This window comes from Streptomyces sp. V3I7, from assembly GCF_030817495.1.
GTDB lineage: Bacteria > Actinomycetota > Actinomycetes > Streptomycetales > Streptomycetaceae > Streptomyces.
Window position 1 is genome coordinate 2,363,535 of record NZ_JAUSZK010000001.1, and the last position, 18,066, is coordinate 2,381,600.

At 71.5% G+C, this 18,066-nt stretch carries 16 protein-coding genes, 1 tRNA gene and 2 pseudogenes; 4 read left to right on the plus strand and 15 right to left on the minus strand.

What is annotated here, in order from left to right; genetic code table 11:
• Positions 1 to 44: 44 nt before the first annotated feature.
• Positions 45 to 1,298 carry an FHA domain-containing protein gene (locus QFZ74_RS10985; RefSeq protein ID WP_307620624.1) on the plus strand — a complete coding sequence of 418 codons (1,254 nt, stop codon included), beginning with the start codon at positions 45 to 47 and terminating at the stop codon, positions 1,296 to 1,298.
• Between the two features lie 25 nt (positions 1,299 to 1,323).
• Here the strand turns inward: QFZ74_RS10985 and QFZ74_RS10990 are convergent, their stop codons facing one another.
• Entirely contained in the window at positions 1,324 to 2,322 is a 999-nt protein-coding gene (locus QFZ74_RS10990; RefSeq protein WP_307620625.1) for a methyltransferase domain-containing protein, read from the minus strand.
• A gap of 219 nt (positions 2,323 to 2,541) precedes the next feature.
• On the opposite strand from QFZ74_RS10990, the gene QFZ74_RS10995 reads away from it, so the two are divergent.
• Positions 2,542 to 2,946, plus strand: coding sequence for a globin (locus tag QFZ74_RS10995; protein WP_307620626.1), 405 nt, complete (start codon positions 2,542 to 2,544; stop codon positions 2,944 to 2,946).
• Positions 2,947 to 3,047: 101 nt separating this feature from the next.
• On the opposite strand, the gene QFZ74_RS11000 is transcribed toward QFZ74_RS10995, so the two are convergent.
• The 8 genes from QFZ74_RS11000 to QFZ74_RS11035 form a co-directional block, all read right to left on the minus strand.
• Positions 3,048 to 3,722, minus strand: a complete 675-nt coding sequence (locus tag QFZ74_RS11000; RefSeq protein WP_307620627.1) for a hypothetical protein — start codon at positions 3,720 to 3,722, stop codon at positions 3,048 to 3,050.
• Positions 3,719 to 4,135 (minus strand): thioesterase family protein, encoded by a 417-nt coding sequence (locus tag QFZ74_RS11005; protein WP_307620628.1) that lies wholly within the window; start codon positions 4,133 to 4,135, stop codon positions 3,719 to 3,721. The genes QFZ74_RS11000 and QFZ74_RS11005 overlap by 4 nt, the downstream gene beginning before the upstream one ends.
• A gap of 7 nt (positions 4,136 to 4,142) precedes the next feature.
• The gene (ettA, locus tag QFZ74_RS11010) at positions 4,143 to 5,807 is read right to left on the minus strand and encodes an energy-dependent translational throttle protein EttA (RefSeq protein ID WP_307620629.1); all 1,665 of its coding nucleotides are present in this window, start codon (positions 5,805 to 5,807) and stop codon (positions 4,143 to 4,145) included.
• A gap of 197 nt (positions 5,808 to 6,004) precedes the next feature.
• Positions 6,005 to 6,292 carry a hypothetical protein gene (locus QFZ74_RS11015; protein WP_307620630.1) on the minus strand — a complete coding sequence of 96 codons (288 nt, stop codon included), beginning with the start codon at positions 6,290 to 6,292 and terminating at the stop codon, positions 6,005 to 6,007.
• 202 nt (positions 6,293 to 6,494) lie between these two features.
• Entirely contained in the window at positions 6,495 to 7,892 is a 1,398-nt protein-coding gene (locus QFZ74_RS11020) for a Cys-Gln thioester bond-forming surface protein (RefSeq protein WP_307624114.1), read from the minus strand.
• Between the two features lie 378 nt (positions 7,893 to 8,270).
• Positions 8,271 to 8,741 carry a single-stranded DNA-binding protein gene (locus QFZ74_RS11025; RefSeq protein WP_307620631.1) on the minus strand — a complete coding sequence of 157 codons (471 nt, stop codon included), beginning with the start codon at positions 8,739 to 8,741 and terminating at the stop codon, positions 8,271 to 8,273.
• A 253-nt stretch (positions 8,742 to 8,994) separates the two neighbouring features.
• Positions 8,995 to 11,166 (minus strand): YfjP family GTPase, encoded by a 2,172-nt coding sequence (locus QFZ74_RS11030; protein WP_307620632.1) that lies wholly within the window; start codon positions 11,164 to 11,166, stop codon positions 8,995 to 8,997.
• Positions 11,167 to 11,169: 3 nt separating this feature from the next.
• Positions 11,170 to 12,777, minus strand: coding sequence for a dynamin family protein (locus tag QFZ74_RS11035; protein ID WP_307620633.1), 1,608 nt, complete (start codon positions 12,775 to 12,777; stop codon positions 11,170 to 11,172).
• Positions 12,778 to 13,100: 323 nt separating this feature from the next.
• Between QFZ74_RS11035 and QFZ74_RS11040 the strand changes: the two genes are divergently transcribed.
• Positions 13,101 to 13,176, plus strand: a tRNA-Arg gene (locus tag QFZ74_RS11040).
• 178 nt (positions 13,177 to 13,354) lie between these two features.
• Here the strand turns inward: QFZ74_RS11040 and QFZ74_RS11045 are convergent.
• Complete coding sequence (locus tag QFZ74_RS11045; protein ID WP_307620634.1) at positions 13,355 to 14,233, minus strand: hypothetical protein; 879 nt, start codon at positions 14,231 to 14,233, stop codon at positions 13,355 to 13,357.
• 173 nt (positions 14,234 to 14,406) lie between these two features.
• Here QFZ74_RS11045 and QFZ74_RS11050 point away from each other — a divergent pair, with 173 nt between their 5' ends.
• Positions 14,407 to 14,913, plus strand: coding sequence for a hypothetical protein (locus QFZ74_RS11050; RefSeq protein ID WP_307624115.1), 507 nt, complete (start codon positions 14,407 to 14,409; stop codon positions 14,911 to 14,913).
• Here the strand turns inward: QFZ74_RS11050 and QFZ74_RS11055 are convergent.
• From QFZ74_RS11055 to QFZ74_RS11075, 5 genes and pseudogenes are all read right to left on the minus strand, one after another.
• Positions 14,855 to 15,481, minus strand: coding sequence for an IS5 family transposase (locus tag QFZ74_RS11055; protein ID WP_307620635.1), 627 nt, complete (start codon positions 15,479 to 15,481; stop codon positions 14,855 to 14,857). The two genes, QFZ74_RS11050 and QFZ74_RS11055, sit on opposite strands and share 59 nt — an antisense overlap.
• 78 nt (positions 15,482 to 15,559) lie before the next feature.
• A pseudogene (locus tag QFZ74_RS11060) lies at positions 15,560 to 16,797 on the minus strand (IS256 family transposase).
• 82 nt (positions 16,798 to 16,879) lie between these two features.
• Positions 16,880 to 17,038 (minus strand): annotated as a pseudogene (locus QFZ74_RS11065) (GntR family transcriptional regulator); the annotation flags it as partial.
• Positions 17,035 to 17,259, minus strand: coding sequence for a hypothetical protein (locus QFZ74_RS11070; RefSeq protein WP_307620636.1), 225 nt, complete (start codon positions 17,257 to 17,259; stop codon positions 17,035 to 17,037). The gene QFZ74_RS11070 and the pseudogene QFZ74_RS11065, both read right to left, overlap by 4 nt.
• A gap of 523 nt (positions 17,260 to 17,782) precedes the next feature.
• A complete protein-coding gene (locus QFZ74_RS11075) occupies positions 17,783 to 18,061 on the minus strand; it encodes a hypothetical protein (RefSeq protein WP_307620637.1) in 279 nt (92 codons plus the stop codon).
• Positions 18,062 to 18,066 lie beyond the last annotated feature (5 nt).

The window sequence follows — 18,066 nt, forward strand, 5'->3', positions numbered from 1 at the left end:
GCACAACCTCAGGAAGACCCTGACAGAGAGGGTGAAGCGCCGACATGCCGACCTGCCCGAACGGACACCAGTCGGGTTCCGACGACTGGTGCGAGGTCTGCGGTCACCGCATGGCCGGTGCCGTACCTCCGCCGCCTCCGCCGCCGGGCGGGGGCTACGGCTTCCCGCCGCCCGCCGGTGGCCCCGCCGGCCGGCCGGGACGCCCGCCCATGGGCTTCCCGAACCCGGACCCGGAGCTCTGCCCGCAGTGCCGCACGCCCCGCGAGGGCGGCGCGCCGTTCTGCGAGGAGTGCCGGTGGAACTTCCTCACGAACACGGCCACCTCGTACACCCCGCCGGCCCCGGCCGCCCCGCGCCCGCCGACATCGGCCCAGGCGACGCAGTTCCCGCCGCCGGGCCAGTCGTACGGCGGCGGTGACGCGTTCGAGTACCAGGGCTCGCGTCCGTCGCAGATCAACCGTCCCGCCGAGCCGATCCCGCCGGGCCCGCTGGGCAACGAGCCGTCCGGGCCGACGCCCTTCGGCACCGATCCGTCGCGCTCGGTGCCGCCGCAGTCCGGGCCGCCGCGGTCCGGTCCCGGTGCCCCGGCCGGTGGCCCGGGTGCCACGTCGAGCGGGCTTCCGGCCTCGTTCCTGCAGTCCGGTCCTCCCCCGGCACCGGCTGCTCCCGCCTTCCCGCAGGAGACGGAGCGGCCCCCGGCGGGCGGTGCGTCCTCCGGCGGCGGTGACGACTGGGTGATCTCCCCGCCCTCGCCCACCAGCCCGGGCGGCCCCGGTGCCGGCGGCCAGGGCGGCTACGGCTTCCCGCAGCCCGGCGCCTCCCAGGCCCCGCCGAGCCCTGCCTTCCCGCAGGCCCCGCAGGCACCCCAGGCCCCGCAGACTCCGCAGGCCCCGGCGACCTGGACCGCGACGATCGGTCCGGACCGCGAGTACTTCATGGCGATGATGCAGCGCTCCGGCCCCGAGGCCGCGGGCCTGAACCTGCCCGCGTACTCGCCCGAGCAGCAGCGCATGCTCACCGGCAGCCAGCTGACCATCGGCCGCCGTCGGCACTCCACCGGTGACACCCCCGACATCGACCTGTCGGTGCCGCCGGAGGACCCGGGCGTCTCACACCAGCACGCGGTCCTGGTCCAGCAGCCGAACGGCGGCTGGGCGGTCGTCGACCAGAACTCGACGAACGGGACGACGGTCAACGGCGGCGAGGACCCGATCCAGCCCTTCGTGCCGGTGCCGCTCCAGGACGGCGACCGGGTGCATGTCGGCGCCTGGACGACGATCACCATCCGCCGGGGCTGACGCTCCCGGCGTTCGCAAGAAGGACTCAACTCCGCAGGGGCCAGCGGTACGGCCCCTGCGGATCGTCCAGCCATGCCCACTCGTGCCCGCCGTCGATCGTGACGCCGTACCGCTCGCGCGCGGGCGCGCCCTCGCACTCCCACACCTCGTACGCCTCCCGGGCATCGAGGCTGCCGCGGGTCAGGGCCAGCAGAAACCGGAACAGGTCGTGGTCGCGGGCCGGGCGCGGCACTGTGGCCAGGGGCGCCGGTTCCCGCTCGGGCCGGCGCTCGCCGCGCAGGGGCACGAAGTAGGCCGGCGTGGACAGGAAGCGGCCCTCGGCGTGCCCGGCGTCCCGCACGGTCAGCGCGACCAGGCCGGTGCCCAGGGGCGTCAGGATGCGGCCGCCGGAGCGGCACTGGGCGAGCCAGGCGAGCGGCACCGAGGGCAGCGTGCAGGTCGCGATGATCCGGTCGAAGGGGGCGCGTTCGGGAACCCCGCGCGCGCCGTCCCCGGTGACCACGGCCGGGTGGTACCCGGCGGCGGCCAGGTGCTGCCGCGCCGCCTCGGTGATCTCCGGTTCCAGGTCGATGGTGGTGACGAGGCCGTCGTCGCCCAGCCGGTACGCGAGCAGCGCCGCGTTGTAGCCCGTACCGGCGCCGATCTCCAGGACCCGGTCGCCGTCGCGGACGCGGAGTGCGACGAGCATCATCGCCATCAGCGAGGGCTGACTGCTGGAGGAGACCAGCTCGCCGTCGCGCACCCGGGTGGCCAGCGGGGCGTCGGCGTAGGCGCCGCGCAGCCAGCGCTCGCGCTCGCCGGGGTCGGGGCTCTGGCTCCAGCAGCGCTCGTAACCGCCGAGGACGCCGACGTAGTAGAAGGGCACGAACAGGTGCCGCGGCACCTCGGCGAACGCCTCCCGCCACACCGGGTCCTCGGCCCAGGCCCCGCTCGCGTCGATCTCGCGCACCAGCGCCGCCCGTGCCGTGGCGGCGAGGCGGGCCGGTCCCTGGCCGTCGGTGTCGAGTGCAGCGTGCGCGCCCATGGGTCCACTGTGCGGCCCGGCACGCCCCGAGGCGAGCACCGGCCGGGCGGATGGCCGCGCCCATGGCCGGATTCCGGCCGTGATCCGGGCCTGATCCGAACCTGGTACGGGCCTGGTACGGGCCTGATCCGGGCCTGATGCGGGCCTGATCCGGGCCTGGTCCAGACGGGAGGTCCTAGGACTGAAGTCCTGGGTCGTGGCTTCTGAGACCATGGACGGGTGAGAGAGATTCGGCGCGGCACGCTTCAGGAGAAGACCTTCTACGAGCAGGTCGGCGGGGAGGAGACCTTCCGTCGGCTCGTCCACCGTTTCTACGAGGGGGTCGCGGAGGACCCGCTGCTGCGGCCCATGTACCCGGAGGAGGACCTGGGGCCGGCCGAGGAGCGGCTGACCCTGTTCCTGATCCAGTACTGGGGCGGCCCGACCACGTACAGCGACAACCGCGGCCACCCGCGCCTGCGCATGCGCCACGCCCCCTTCACCGTCGACCGCGCGGCGCACGACGCCTGGCTGAGGCACATGCGGGTGGCGGTCGAGGAACTCGGCCTCTCCGAGGAGCACGAGCACACGCTGTGGAACTACCTGACGTACGCGGCGGCTTCGATGGTGAACACCCCGGAGTGACCGCTTCGGCGTGACGGTCCCGACGTAAGGACGAACGGCGCCTGACCTGGTCACGAACGCTGAGCGGCCCCGGGCTCGGGGGCGTTCGTACGGGAGCCAGGTCAGCGCACGCTGACGTCCAGCGCCCCAAGTCCTGTCCGTCGTACGGCGATCGACCCGTACGCCGTACGCAGCCTCAGCCACGCCCCCGATGAGAGCAGGGCGACGTCCCCCGCTCCCTCGGGACGCAGGAAGCCCAGTGACTGCGCCGCGTGCACGGCGCGCACCGGGAGCGGGGTCTCCCCGACCGTCCTGGACCAGATGTCCCGTCCGAGCCGGTCGAGCTCGGCACGGGTACGCCGCTCCGGCGCCAACTCCTGCGTACGGGACCGGAATTCGGCGACGACCGCGGCGACCAGTGCCCGCAGCGTCGCCACGGCCGGCAGCCCCGGTTCGGCCCGCCAGCCGCCGCGCGGTGGCAGCACGCCCGCCCACGGCGGTCCGGTGACCGCGGCCGGGACGGCGGCCGTGGCCCCCGCCTCGTCCACGCTCTCCAGCAGTTCACCGGCGGAGACGGTCACGTCGAGGGTGCCGTCGAGCCCGATCTCGTAGGGCTTGGCGAGCCGTACGGAACGGATCGCCAGCACCTCGAAGGACGGCGGCCGCCCGAACACGGCGAGCGTGGTCCCCGCGCACTGCAGACGCACCGCTGCTCCACGGTCGTAGTGGAGCAGCCGTGAGAGGAAGGCCGCGAGGTCCGCCGCCTCCCCTTCGTCGGCGAGGTGGAGCACCGTCATGCGGCGACGGCCTCCCGCTCGTCGGCGTCGTCCGTGTACTCCTGGAGGAACTCGCGCTCCTCCGCCGTGATGCGCCTCGGCCGCTGGGCCTCGAAGTCGAACGGGACGATCACGGTGGACGCCCGTACGTAGACGAGATCGCCGTCCTTCACCTCGTAGGCGAGGGTGAAGGACGCGGCCCTGATCTCGGTGACCCACAGCTCGATGTCCACCGGCTCGTGCCGGTGGACGAGCTGCCGCTTGTAGTCGATCTCGTGGCGCGCCACCACGGACCCCTGCTTGAACTCCTTGTCCGGACGGAAGAGGAAGTCGATACGGGCTTCCTCCAGGTAGCGCAGGAACACCACGTTGTTGACGTGGCCGTACGCGTCCATGTCCGCCCAGCGCAGCGGGCAGCGGTAGATGTGGCGCAAGAGTCGATCAGCCCCGGGTCAGCTTCTTGTAGGTGGCGCGGTGCGGACGGGCGGCGTCCGCACCGAGCCGCTCGATCTTGTTCTTCTCGTACGACTCGAAGTTGCCCTCGAACCAGAACCACTTCGACTCACCCTCGTAGGCGAGGATGTGCGTGGCGACCCGGTCCAGGAACCAGCGGTCGTGGGAGACGACCACGGCGCAGCCGGGGAAGTCCAGCAGCGCGTTCTCCAGGCTGGAGAGGGTCTCGACGTCGAGGTCGTTGGTGGGCTCGTCGAGGAGCAGCAGGTTGCCGCCCTGCTTGAGGGTCAGCGCCAGGTTGAGGCGGTTGCGCTCACCACCGGAGAGGACGCCGGCCGGCTTCTGCTGGTCCGGGCCCTTGAACCCGAAGGCGGAGACGTACGCCCGCGAAGGCATCTCGACCTGACCGACGTTGATGTAGTCGAGCCCGTCGGACACGACCTCCCACAGCGTCTTCTTCGGGTCGATGTTCTCGCGGCTCTGGTCGACGTAGGAGATCTTGACGGTCTCGCCGACCTTGATGTCGCCGGAGTCCGGGGTCTCCAGACCCTGGATCATCTTGAACAGCGTGGTCTTGCCGGCGCCGTTCGGGCCGATGACGCCGACGATGCCGTTGCGCGGCAGGGTGAAGCTCAGGTCGTCGACGAGGAGCTTCTCGCCGAAGGCCTTGTTGAGGTCGTTGACCTCGACGACGATGCTGCCCAGGCGCGGGCCCGGCGGGATCTGGATCTCCTCGAAGTCCAGCTTCCGCATCTTCTCTGCCTCGGCGGCCATCTCCTCGTAGCGGGCGAGGCGGGCCTTGGACTTGGCCTGGCGCCCCTTGGCGTTCGACCGCACCCACTCCAGCTCTTCCTTGAGCCGCTTGGCGCGCTTGGCGTCCTTCTGGCCCTCGACCTTCAGACGGGTCTGCTTGGTCTCCAGGTAGGTGGAGTAGTTGCCCTCGTAGGGGTAGGCGCGGCCGCGGTCCAGCTCGAGGATCCACTCGGCGACGTTGTCCAGGAAGTACCGGTCGTGGGTGATGGCCACGACGGTGCCCGGGTACTTGGCCAGGTGCTGCTCCAGCCAGTTCACCGACTCGGCGTCGAGGTGGTTGGTGGGCTCGTCGAGGAGCAGCAGGTCGGGCTGCTCCAGCAGGAGCTTGCAGAGCGCGACGCGGCGCTTCTCGCCACCGGAGAGGGTGGTGACGGGCCAGTCGCCGGGCGGGCAGCCCAGGGCGTCCATGGCCTGCTCCAGCTGGGCGTCGAGGTCCCAGGCGTTGGCGTGGTCCAGCTCCTCCTGGAGCTTGCCCATCTCGTCGAGCAGCGCGTCCGAGTAGTCGGTCGCCATCAGCTCGGCGATCTCGTTGAACCGGTCGAGCTTGCCCTTGATCTCGGCGACACCCTCCTGGACGTTCTCCAGGACGTTCTTCTCCTCGTTGAGCGGGGGCTCCTGGAGCAGGATGCCGACGCTGTAGCCCGGGGAGATGAAGGCGTCACCGTTGGACGGCTGCTGCAGTCCCGCCATGATCTGCAGCACGGTCGACTTACCGGCACCGTTCGGACCGACGACGCCGATCTTGGCACCCGGCAGGAAGTTCAGGGTGACGTCGTCGAGGATCACCTTGTCGCCGTGCGCTTTGCGCGCCTTGCGCATGGTGTAAATGAACTCAGCCAAGAGAAACCGTCCGGCAACTTGAAATCTGGCAGTGGGCAGATACAGCCCATCTTGCCTGACGGCCAGCCCTGTATGGAAACTCGTCGCCCCGGGCGCTCGTGACCTGGGCTTTCGCGGGTGACGGCTGCGGCTCCTTCGAATCGATCAGTAGCCGGTCCGCTGCCCGACGGATCCGCGAGGCACCCTCGTACCTCCCCTCACGCCTCCTCCAGCGCCTCCCCGAATTCCTTCAGCACCTTGCTGTGGCGGTTGCGGGCGAGTTCGTGGCCGACTCCGACGGCCAGGGCTATGGGCCACTCGATGAGTTCCAGGGCGGTGAGGAGGCCGAGGCCCGCGAGGAAGGCGAGCTGGTCCGGGGGTGGGAGTTCCAGCCGGACGTCGCCGAGGTGGAGGGTCGTCTCCTGTTTCGCGACGACGCGGTCGGCCGCGGCGCGTGGGCCGTGGTGTTCAGCGGTCGGAGCCGGGGTGCTGGTTCGCGCGGTCATGTCCCATTCCGTCCCCTCGGCCGGTGGCAGGCATCCGCTCGGTCGTACGTCCGCTCTTCCACGCTAGCCCCGCCCTGGCCGACGCCCCAGTCGGGAGGCGCCCGGTGCGGGCGACGGCCCCGGGTGCCGTGGGGCACGCCGGGGCCGTCGAGGGAGTCACCTGTCGGCCACTCTCTGTGGAGTTGTCAAGGTTCCGTACGGCTCAGTCGCCCGCCGGTGCCTCGTTCTTGCGGAGCAGGATCAGGGCCGCGCCGCCGATCAGGACGAAGCCGATGGCCACGCCCGCGATCACCGGGGTGGTGCTGGTGCCACCGGTGGCGGCCAGGTTCGGGCCGCCGGTGGTGTTGCCCACCGTGGCCGGGCTGGGCTCGCTGACCGTCTGGGTCGACGGACCGCCCTCGCTGCTCTGGGTCTTGCAGTCGAGGATGCCAATGAAGCGGTGCTTGAAGCCGTTCGGCCCGGTGATCGTGAAGTCGTAGGCCTGGTCCTCCTGCAAGGGGATCGTCACCGTCCGCGAGGCACCGGCCGGGATGGTGTGCTCGAAGCCCAGCAGCTTGAAGCTGAACGGCCGGTCGCCCGTGTTGGCTGCCGTGATGTCCACCCCGCCCTTGGCGCAGTTCTTGCGGGCCGACAGTGCGGGGATCGGGCCCTCCTCCGCCCAGGAGGCGCTCGCGGTCGCGGAGACCGTGGACTCGCTGGAGCCGGCCAGGATCTGCGTCTGGCTGCGGCTCTCGGAGGCGAAGGCGCGGCCGACCGGCACCGTGGTGGACGCCTGGACCGTCAGCCGGGCCGCGCCCGCTCCGCCGCCCGCCTCGCCGCTCGCCTCGTGGGCGCCGTCCGCGGCGTCGTCCGCGGCGTCGTCCGCGGGTATGTCGAAGAACAGCCTGCTGCCGTTCGTCGCCGACGTGACGACCTTGCCCGTCTTGTCGGTGATCCGCACGCCGCTGGTCGCCGCGTCCTCCGGCGCCGACACCGACACGGCGCCGGCGTTGGTGTGCACCGTCACCGGCCCGATCCGCTCACCGGGGTGACCGGAGACCGCGGGTGGGTCCAGCGTCAGCGAGGCCTGGGGCTCGCCCATGCCGCGGGCGCTCTTGGTCAGGTAGTCCGCGAGCTTCTCCGCGCCGGGATCGGCGGCATCGACGTGGGCGCCGTCGGAATAGCGCCAGATGGCCACCTGCGTGCCGGCCGCGGCGTCCTGCTCGGTCAGTCCCCGGGCGCCCGCCTTGCGGGCGAGCGCGGCGAGGTCGTTGACCTGCGGGTAGGAGTTCTGCAGGATCCAACGGATCTTGCCCGCGTCCTTGTTGGTACCGAGGGACGTGCCGCTCCAGGGCGTCTCCTGGTACTTGGCGTCCTTCTGCGTGGGGTTGTGGATGTCGACGCAGTACGTCTGCAGGGTGCCGCCGCCGTCGACGGACATCTCGAACAGACCGGCGGACACCTGCTGGTCACCGGTGTCCTCGTGGATGACGGCCTGGCCGTAGGTCTTCAGGCCGCCGATGGCGGCGGTGGCACCGCCCTGACGCTGAGGTGGCTCGTCGGCGGACGCCGCACCGGCACCGGCCAGCACACTGGCGGCGACGAGGCCGGACACCAGCACGCCGGCGGCGACGCGGTCGGTTCCCCGCCGGCGCGCGGAGAAGGTGGACGTGGTTCCGGAGGACCCCGAGGAACGCGGACGACCCGGGATCCCAGAGAACGCAGCAAGCACAGAATTCCCCTTCGAGCAGGACCCGTTGATGTGGGGGGTGTGGTCCCACCAGCAGAATCAGTAGCCCCCGTGAGCTACGCCCGAAATCCTAAGGATCAGCCGGACCCAGGCCCGTCCGTCCTCTCGCCGGACGGCTGATCCGACTCGGAATCGTTATCGCCAAGACCCCTTGGGGGCAGGGCTTATCGACAAATCCACACACGCTTTCGGAGCGCATTCGTCGATAAGCCGCAGTTCGGTCAGCCCACCCATAAACGCTGCCTGACGCTACGTCACACCTACTGCATCTGCCCCTTGTTGCTCATCGGATGCCTCCAACTTGCCTGCTGTCACCTCCCAGTTGGGCTCCGGCGACTGCGGCGTGCTCGCCGCCTCCGGCCTTCCTCCGCGCCGGAAGGCCGAGGTGCCGCGGGCGAGATCGTGGCCGATCGCCACCGCGTCGATGTCCGCGGAGGTCCAGCTCTGCTGCCCCTCGCGTTCCTCCGTGCGCACCTTCAGCCGGCCCTGCACCATGACGGGGTCGCCCACTCCGAGCGAGGCCGCCGCGTTGACGGCGAGCTGCCGGTTGGCCCACACGGTGAAGAAGTTGGTGTGCCCGTCCGTCCAGGCGCTCTTCTCGCGGTCCCAGTAGCGCGAGGTCACCGCCAGCCGGAACCGCGCCGACGGCCCGGCCGCCGACTCCCGGTACACCGGCTGCGTGGCCACGTTGCCCACCGCGCAGATCATCGTCTCGTTCATCGCGCATCCCTCCCTCGCCCGGACACTCGCCCGGGCGGACACGCGTACGGGCCCGTCCCGTACGGCTGCGTCTGCCGCGCCGTCCGCGTACGTCCCGTACGCGATCGCCGCGGAGCCAGACTGCCTCCGCCGGGCCGGGCCCGCTGAGCGCTGTGCACCACCGGTCGCCTGTGGAAAACCGGGCCACCCGGACGGGTGATCCGCCACCCCCGTCACCTGCCGGCGACACCCCCAAACCTCCCGGACAACGGACTCACCCCACGGGAGCCCCGCTCCCGCTGACCTTCCCGTACTGCTCCCGCACCTCGCGATACCGCAGCAGCTCCGCCGCCAGCGGATCGAGGACCCGGGCCCGGCCGCAGCCCGCGGCCGCCTCCCGCAGCCGCCGTTCCGCGTCGAGGCCGTACCGCCGTGCGGGCCCGCGTGCCGCCATCCGGCAGCCCCACTCGACGAGCGGGCCCCCGACGATCCCGGCGACCATCAGCAGCACCGGCACGCCCAGGTTCGGGGCCATGACGCCGACGATCTGCCCCACCAGCCACAGCCCGCCCACGATCTGAAGCAGCGTCATCGACGCCTGGACGAACACGGCCAGGGGCCACCAGCCCGGCCGGGGCGGACGCCCGCCGGACCCGCCGACCGGCGCCGCCGCGCCCGCCGCCAGCTCGTCCAGCGCCTCGGACAGCCCCTCGGACCCGCGTACGGCCGCCTCGCGCACCGCCTGCGCCCACGGCGTCGGCAGCCCGGCCGCCGCCCGCTCCGAGACCGTACGCACCGCCTGCTCGACGCGCTGGCGCGCCGTGGCCTCCTCGTCCTCCTGGGCGGCCCGCAGGACCAGCCGTCCCGTGGGCGGGTCGCAGCGGTCCTGGTACCAGTGCCACAGCCGCAGCCAGGGCGTGCCGCACGCCTTGTTGGCGTTGCGCAGCCACGCGCGCTCGGCCGCCTCGCCCGCGGCGGTGGCGCCCACCGCGTCGGCCAGGCTGGCGGAGAAGGCGTCGCGGTCCTCCTCGCTGAGCCCGGTGCGCTGCCCGGCGACGTACACGGGCCGCAGCCCGGCCGCGGCGGCGTCCACGTCGGCCGTGACACGGCGGGCCGCCGCCCCGCGCTCCGCCACGAACTGGCCGAGCACCTCGCGCAGGTCGCCGAGCCCTTCCCCGGTCAGCGCGGACAGGGCGAGCACGGTCGCGCCCAGGTCGCCGTACTCGCCCAGGGCGATGCCATCCTCGTCGAGCAGCCGCCGCAGGTCGTCCAGGACCTGCTCGGTGGCCTCGCCGGGCAGCCGGTCGATCTGGTTGAGGACGATGAACATGACCTCCGCGTGGCCGGCCATGGGCCGCAGATAGCGCTCGTGGAGGACGGCGTCGGCGTACTTCTCGGGGTCGACGACCCAGATGACCGCGTCGACCAGCTTCAGGATGCGGTCCACCTGCTCGCGGTGCTGCACGGCCGCGGAGTCGTGGTCGGGCAGATCGATCAGGACGAGCCCGCGCAGCTGCGCCTCCGCTTCCGGGCTCTGCAACGGGCGCCTGCGCAGCCGGCCCGGGATGCCGAGCCGGTCGATGAGGCTCGCCGCGCCGTCGCTCCAGCTGCACGCGATGGGCGCGGCGGTGGTCGGCCGCCGTACCCCCGTCTCCGAGATGGCCACCCCGGCGAGCGCGTTGAACAGCTGGGACTTGCCGCTGCCGGTGGCTCCCGCGATGGCGACGACGGTGTGCAGCCCGGAGAGCCTGCGCCGCGCCGCCGCCTCGTCGAGGACCCGGCCGGCCTCGGCGAGCGTCGGGCTGTCGAGCCGGGGGCGGGAGAGCCCCACCAGTTCGTGCAGGGCGTCGAGGCGCGAGCGCAGTTCGCCGTCGTACGCCAGCGGGGCCGCGCCCTGGGCGGCGGCTCCACGGGGCTGGAGGGCCACGGCCCGCTCGGCGCCGGGGGTATCGGCCAGGCGCCGGGCGATGAGGCCGTCGTCCCAGGCGCCGGCGGGGTCCTCCGCCGCACCACCCGGCTCGCGCGCGTCCGCGTGCCGCTCGTCGTCCGTCCCGCGCGCGTGGGGCTGCGTTTTCTCGTCCTCGCCCTGCGCGCCGTCGTCGTCCGCCTCGTCCGCGGGTTCCGGTTGTGCGGGCTCGGCGCTCATGGTGTCGTCCCTGCGCCGATCCGCCGCCCGCCCGCCGGCGACGCCGTCCGTGTACGCATGCGGGGTGCCCTCCGCGAGGTCGTCCGCCCCGGAGCGGGGCGCTTCGATGAAGCCGTTGCCGAAGGCGCGCTCCGAGGGTCCAGTCCCGGGGCCGCCCTCCATCGGGAGGGCGATGAGGCGTCCCTCCGCGCGCGCGGTTCTCGCCTCTGCGTCCCGGCGCGTCGGGTCGGGACCCCGGGAGCCCGTGTCCCCGGTGTGCTCGGCGTGTTCCGTGTGGTCCTGGTCAGTGACGGCCGTCACCGGTCACCTCTCCTTCTGCAGTACGGACAGCGCGGCGATGAGTTCGGCCTGGGGCTCGGCCTGGACGGCGAGGCCGTCGAGGGGGGCGAGGCGGCGCTCGCGCTCGCTGTGCATCACCCGGTCCAGGTGGTCGGTCAGCAGCCGTCCGGCGCGGTCGCGCAGCCGCAGCGCGCCGTGCGCGCCGAGCCGCTCGGCGAGCCGCTCTCCGGCCGGCCGGGCACGGCGGCCGCCCAGCAGCGTGGTGGCGACCAGGGCGGCGACGGCCTCCGCGTCGGGCGCGACGCCGCGCTCGAGCCGGCGTACCTCCTCGTCGGCGTACTCCTCCAGCTCGCGGCGCCACCGGCGGACCGCCAGCCCGATGCGGTGCTCGGCGCTCTCCAGGGACGGGTCCCGGCCGGCGAGCACGGGCGCTTCCGCGGCCGGCTCCCGCCGCCAGGCCTCGTCGACGCGCTCGTCGGCGGCGGTGACGGCGCACAGCAGCAGCGCGCCCAGGCTGCCCACCAGGGCGTCGAGGAGTTCGCCTGCGGAGCAGTCGAGGGGGAAGGCGCGCCAGCGCTTCAGGGCGTCCCCGGCGAGGACGGCCCCGGCCTCCAGACGCCTGCGCACGCGCGCGTGCTCGCTGTCGTACGCCGTGTCGACGGCGGTGGTCAGCCGCAGCGCCGCCGCGTACTGGGCGGCGGCCGCGCCGGCCAGCTCGGGCATCCGGGACTTGAGCGAGTCGAGGATGCCGTAGGCCGTACGGGCCATGACCTGCTGCCGGGCGTCGGGGTCCTGCGCCTGGTGGGTGAGCCAGGTTTTCAGGGGGGCCACGGCGGTGGCCGGGAGCAGACCGCCGCCCCAGGCGGACTCGGGCAGTTCGGGCACGGTGAAGCGGGGCAGGTCGCCGAGGCCCGCCTTGGTGAGGAGGGCGCCGTACTGCCGGGAGACCTCGGCGACGACCTGGTGCGGCACCCGGTCGAGGACGGTCACCAGGGTGGCGTCGTACTCCTTGGCGGTGCGCAGCAGATGCCAGGGCACGGCGTCGGCGTACCGAGCGGCCGTGGTCACCATGACCCAGATGTCGGCCGCGCACATCAGCTCGGCGGCGAGGACGCGGTTGGCGGCGAGCAGCGAGTCGATGTCGGGCGCGTCGAGCAGGGCGAGCCCGCGCGGGAGGGTGTCGGCGGTCTCGATCCGCAGGACGTGGTCGGGATCCTCCCCAGGGAGGAGAAGATCGTCCCCGTGGTCCCGGCGCGGCACCCACACGCGCGTGAGGTCCGGCAGCACCCTGGCGCCGCTGAACCAGTGATGGTCCTCCGGATGGCATACCAGGACCGGCGTGCGGGTCGTCGGCCGCAGCACGCCCGCCTCGCTGACCCGCCGTCCGACGAGGGAGTTGACCAGCGTCGACTTGCCCGCGCCGGTGGATCCGCCGACGACGGCCAGCAAGGGCGCCTCGGGCGATTTCAGCCGGGGTACCAGGTAGTCGTCGAGCTGGGCGAGCAGTTCGTCGCGGTTGGTACGCGCGCGCGGGGCCCCCGCCAGGGGCAGCGGGAAGCGTGCGGCGGCGACACGGTCGCGCAGGGCGGAGAGTGCGTCGAGCAGCTGAGGCCGTACGTCCAAGGTCACCACATGCGAAGAATGCCCAATTTCAGGGGATTTCTGAAGCATATAGATTTGTCTGCGCGCCGACGGAACACAACGGACGGAAGGGATGACTAGGACGCCAAGGCACTCCAGGCATAACGAGTGCACAACACCCGGCGCGCCGGGCGCCAAAAGCGATGCACGATTCGCACCCGCCTGCGATTATCAGGACCGCTTCACCGAACCTCCACATCGAGCCGCGGAGGCGAAGCATCAGGGACATGGAGCCGGGAGCCCTATCCTTGTCCCCGGCAACGTCACGGATCAGCCCGTACCCGGGCACCACGCACGACGAGGCCACCACACCGGCCCCCGTAGCTCAGTGGATAGAGCAGGCGCCTTCTAAGCGCTTGGCCGCAGGTTCGAGTCCTGCCGGGGGCGCCAGTCTCCGCCCTCCCGCTCGGGAGGGCTTTTTGCTGGTCAGAGCGGATGTCAGCGGGTACGACGAAGCCCCGGACGCCCTCTTGATGATCAAGGGCAGACTCCGGGGCTGCCCGGCTGTCACCGGGTTTTCGCGGGTGGCCGTGTCGAATACGTGTCGAAGTTCTCGACCGGGGGAAGATCAGCCAGCGCCCGGCACCTCCGCCTCCGGAAGGTCACCCGCGGCTTCCAGCCGCCGCTTCAGGTCCGGCAGCTGCCCGTCGATGCACCGGGCGTAGGTCGCCAGCAGCACGGCAACGCTGTTACCGGCCCACTCGGCCACCTGAGCGGGCGGGATGCCGTCGTTGAGCCACTTCGTCAGGCGCGTGTTCCGGTTGTCGTACACGCGCCGCCCAGTGGGTGACTCGAAGACGTGCGGGGGCAGTACGGCCTTCCGTGCGCTGCGCCACGCCCGGCGGATGACGGAGCCGGCGAGGATGCCGCCGGACTCACCCTGGAAGAGCAGATCACCCGGCTGGAGCTGTTCGTCCTCGATGTGCTGCCGCAGGATGCGCGTGAGGGCCGGATGCCCCGGCACCGTGCGCGTCTCGCCTTCCGCTCGGCCCTTCAGGTCACGTTGCTCCTGAATCTCCCCCGTGTCGGTCCACTGCTTCCCGATCTCCGGCGTCGCTGTGTGGATCAGCAGCTCGCACCACTGGTCGTCGGCGTCGGGTTCCGGCAGGGTCACGTCCTCCACCCGCATGGCTACCGCTTCCTCGGGCTGTGGACCGTAGTAGTACAGCGTGGCGAAGAAGGCGTGGAGCCGCTTGCCGCCCCGCGGCCGGCGCCTGATCCAGTCGAGGATCGCCGCCGCCTGCTCGGGATTCAGCAAGGACCGCTTGTCCACGGCGTTCGTGGTCTTCGTGACCGCCGTCGACTCCTTGCCCTTGGGAAGGGGGTTGGCCCGAAGGATGCGCCGCCGGATCGCGTACTTCATCGCGACGTTGAGGATCCGGCGGTTGCGCTTCCGCGACCAGGCCGCCGCTTGCTTGCCATCAAGGCCCGCGCACGGCGCGGGCATGAAGTGGGGAGACACCCTCTGCGGCTGGGGCGGTCGGCTCCACGGCTTTAGAGGTCGTTCTCTTTCCGAACCTCGTGTGTGGTTCTCGCTGGTCAGGCATGAGATGGCCGCTGTCGCGGGAGTCTCGGCTTGTTGCTGGCTGAGATGTCGTGGGGGTGACGGGGATGCCGTCGATGCGGGCGGTGCTGGAAGCACGGCGGAAGGCTGCGGAAGTGCGGGTGGAGGCACTCGAAGCCGAGTTGGAGCGGGTGCGGGCGGCTCTCGCGGACGCTGAAGAGGCGCTCAGCCGCCGAGTGATCGGTCTGGAGCAGTACCTGGAGGCACTGGCCGAGGCGGATGCGCCCGCCGAAGGGATCGGCAGGGTGTCGCAGCGAAAGCCGGTGGGACCGCGCCGGGCGGTGCCTCACCGGCAGAACGCCTCAGGGGCCGACGAGTTGTCGCCGGACTATCAGGCGTTGATGGCCGCCGCTATAGAAGCGGGAGGAGACGGGCTGGGTGCCCGCCGGGCAGCGGTGGTGCTGGGCTGGGGCAGCGCCTCCGCCTCCCGCGTCGAGGGAGCGAGGGCCCGGCTGAAACGGCTGGTGGAGCGTGGCTGGCTGGTCGAGGAGAAGCCGGGCAGGTTCATGCCGCCGGCGCCGGAACAGGTTCCTGATGCCGGACGGCCAGACGGCGGCTCATGAGCACGGTCATCGACCACAGGACGACGGCTTCGCTGGTCTCGGTGCGTCGTTCGTAGTCACGGACCAGGCGCCGGCTGCGCAGGAGCCAGGCGAAGGATCTTTCGACGACCCAGCGGCGGGGCAGGGCTTGGAAACCCTGGACGTCGTCGCTGCGGCGGACGATGTCGAGGACGACTCCGAGTTGCTGGGCGGTCCAGTCGGTGAGGTGGCCGGTATATCCGCCGTCGGCCCAGACGCGCGCCAGCCGCCGGAAGTGATTCTTCGCTGCGGGCAGCAGGACGCGGGCGGCGTCCCGGTCGGTCGTGGAGGCCGGCGTGACCAGGACGGCCAGCAGCAGCCCGAGGGTGTCGGTGAGAAGGTGCCGCTTGCGCCCGTTGATCCTCTTGCCAGCGTCGAATCCGCGTGCGGTGTGGGCGACGGTGGCGTCCGCCTTCACCGACTGCGAGTCCACGACCGCCGCGCTCGGCTCCGGCCTGCGGCCCTCCGCCCGGCGAACGCTCTCGCGCAACCGTTCGTGCAGCTCGGCGACCAGCCCCGTGTCCCGCCAGCGGGCGAAGAAGGCATACACCCGCGGCCAGGGCGGGAAGTCGCGGTCACGTCCGCCGAGGTGGTGTATTGACGGCCACTCGGTGATCTCGTTTTGAGGCTATGCGGTGAGTTCGGTCGGGACGACGGTCTCGTCGGTTTGTGACTCGATCGGGTGGAGACGGGTCTTGGCGAGTAGCTCGAGTCCCATGTAGCGGCGGGCCTCGGTCCATTCGTCGTTCTGCTCGGCCAGCACCGCGCCGACCAGGCGGATCAGGGCGGTGCGGTCGGGGAAGATACCGACCACGTCGGTGCGACGCCTGATCTCCTTGTTGAGCCGTTCCTGCGGGTTGTTCGACCAGATCTGCCGCCAGATCTCACGCGGGAACGCCGTGAACGCCAGGACGTCGTGCTGGGCGGCATCCAAGTGGGCTGATGCTTTGGGGAACTTGGCCTCCAGCGCGTCCAGGACGTGCCGCATCTGGGCCTTCACGGCGTCGGTGTCGGGCTGTTCGAAGATGGTCCGCAGCAGGGTGGCCACCCACGGCTGGGCCGACTTGGGGACCTGGCTCAGCAACGCGCGGGCGTAGTGAGTGCGGCAGCGCTGCCAGCTCGCGCCGGGCAGGGTGGCGCCGATCGCGTTGACCAGGCCGGTGTGCGCGTCGGAGACGACCAGTTGGACGCCGGACAGGCCGCGGGCGACCAGGGAGCGCAGGAAGGCGAGCCAGCCGGCACCGTCCTCGCTGGAGGCGACGTCGATGCCGAGGATCTCGCGGTGGCCGTCGGCATTCACGCCGACCGCGATGAGGGCGTGGACGTTGATGATGCGGCCGCCCTCGCGGACCTTCTGGGTCAGTGCGTCGACCCAGACGAACGCATAAGGCCCTTGGTCCAGGGGCCGGTTGCGGAACGCGGCGACCTGCTCGTCCAGGTGCTTGGCCATCGCGCTGACTTGTGACTTCGACAGCTGGGTGACGCCGAGGGACTCCGCTAGTTTCTCGACCCGGCGGGTGGAGACACCCAGCAGGTAGGCGGTGGCGACCACGCTGATGAGGGCCTGCTCGGCCCTGCGGCGTCGCTCCAGCAGCCAGTGCGGGAAGTAACTGCCCTGACGCAGCTGGGGATGGCCAGTTCGACGGTGCCGGCGCGGGTGTCCCACTCGCGCGGGCGATATCCGTTGCGGTGGTTGACCCGCTCGTCGCTGACCTGCCCGTATTCGGCATTGCAGAGGGTATCGGCCTCCGCGGACATGAGCGCGTCGGCGAAGGTCTTGATCATCGCGCGCAGCAGATCGGGACTCGCCGCGGCAAAGTCGTCTTCCGCGAGGACGTGCAGGGGCAGACTGTCGGGTGCGGTCATCGTGCTGATCTCCTTCGAGGCTTCGACACTTCGAAGATCAGCCGGTGACCGTTCATCTATGCAGGCACCATCCCGATGCCGGAGCAAACCCCCGGATCAGGTCGAACCCGTACACCACTTCCTTGGACGCAACCCCGGCCTCGGACGGCAGGCGTTCACCAGGCTTGATGCGGCCGGTCGTGATCTGGTGCCGGAGATCGTCGGCGATCTCGTGATGACGTGAAGGCACGGACCGGGTCACCGCCTTCTCAGTATCCGAACGGCGGCAAACCGGGTTCGCGCGTGCATGGTCAGCAGCTCGCCCGACTCAAAGAGGAGTTGCTTTGCCCCTTGGGGGAGCTGGAAGAGGTCGCTCACCCGGCAAGCCCTGCCGCCGAGTTGGATGACGTCGCCACGCTGCACAGTGGCCGCGGTGATCTCGACGTTAGACGCCAGCGCGCCCCCGGGTGCCCAGCCGCTCACCGCTTCACCTCCGTGGGCGTGGGCTGGTGGGCCGCCGAGTGACACTGGCAGGCGCACGTCTCGTAGATGACCGGTAGGTCGATCGGTGCGGAGACCGGCGAAGACTCCTTGCAGGCAAGGTGCGTGCCAATACGACAGGCGGTTGACCGGTACTGGACGGCCGAGGCGTCGGCGATGTGGGGCTGTGGGCGAGGAGGCATCAGCGGACCCCCGCGAGGGACGACCAGGCTTCAGCAGGCAAGTGGGAATCCACTACCACCGCGCGCGGCCGTACTCGTTCCTCCCGAGCCAGCATGTACGGGCGGACGAGCGCGTTTTCCTCCCCCGCGAGGGGGTGTCGGTGGTTCGCGGTGTCGGAAGTCCGCCGCAGGAAGACCGTCGCCGCGTCAGCGGACGCAGGGAAGACGGGGGTAGCCGGCTGCCGGGAGGGCGTTAAGGGGCGGCGGTGCCTGCCCTTGGGGAAGTACCGCGCTCTGGTGAGCGAGGCGGCACGGCGGATACGGTTGAGCACGCTGCTCAGCTCCTATCGCTGATAGCTCGGTCCCCCGACATCGCCCGTCGTGGGGACCGCTTTATGTACGACCGCCCAGAGGGTGCGGTCGTACAGGCTGGTGGCGAGGAGCCCGAACCGATCGGCCTCTGCCACCACTTCCAGGACCTCCCGCCATAAGTCGGCGGAGAGCGTTTCCGGCACCTCCGCTTCGACCGACGTGTACCGGTCGTGCTCCTCCACCCGTGTGGGAAGCCCGACGTCGGACAGCCGGGCAGCGATGGCCGCCGCGCTAACTCCCGAAGCGGGCACAGGGC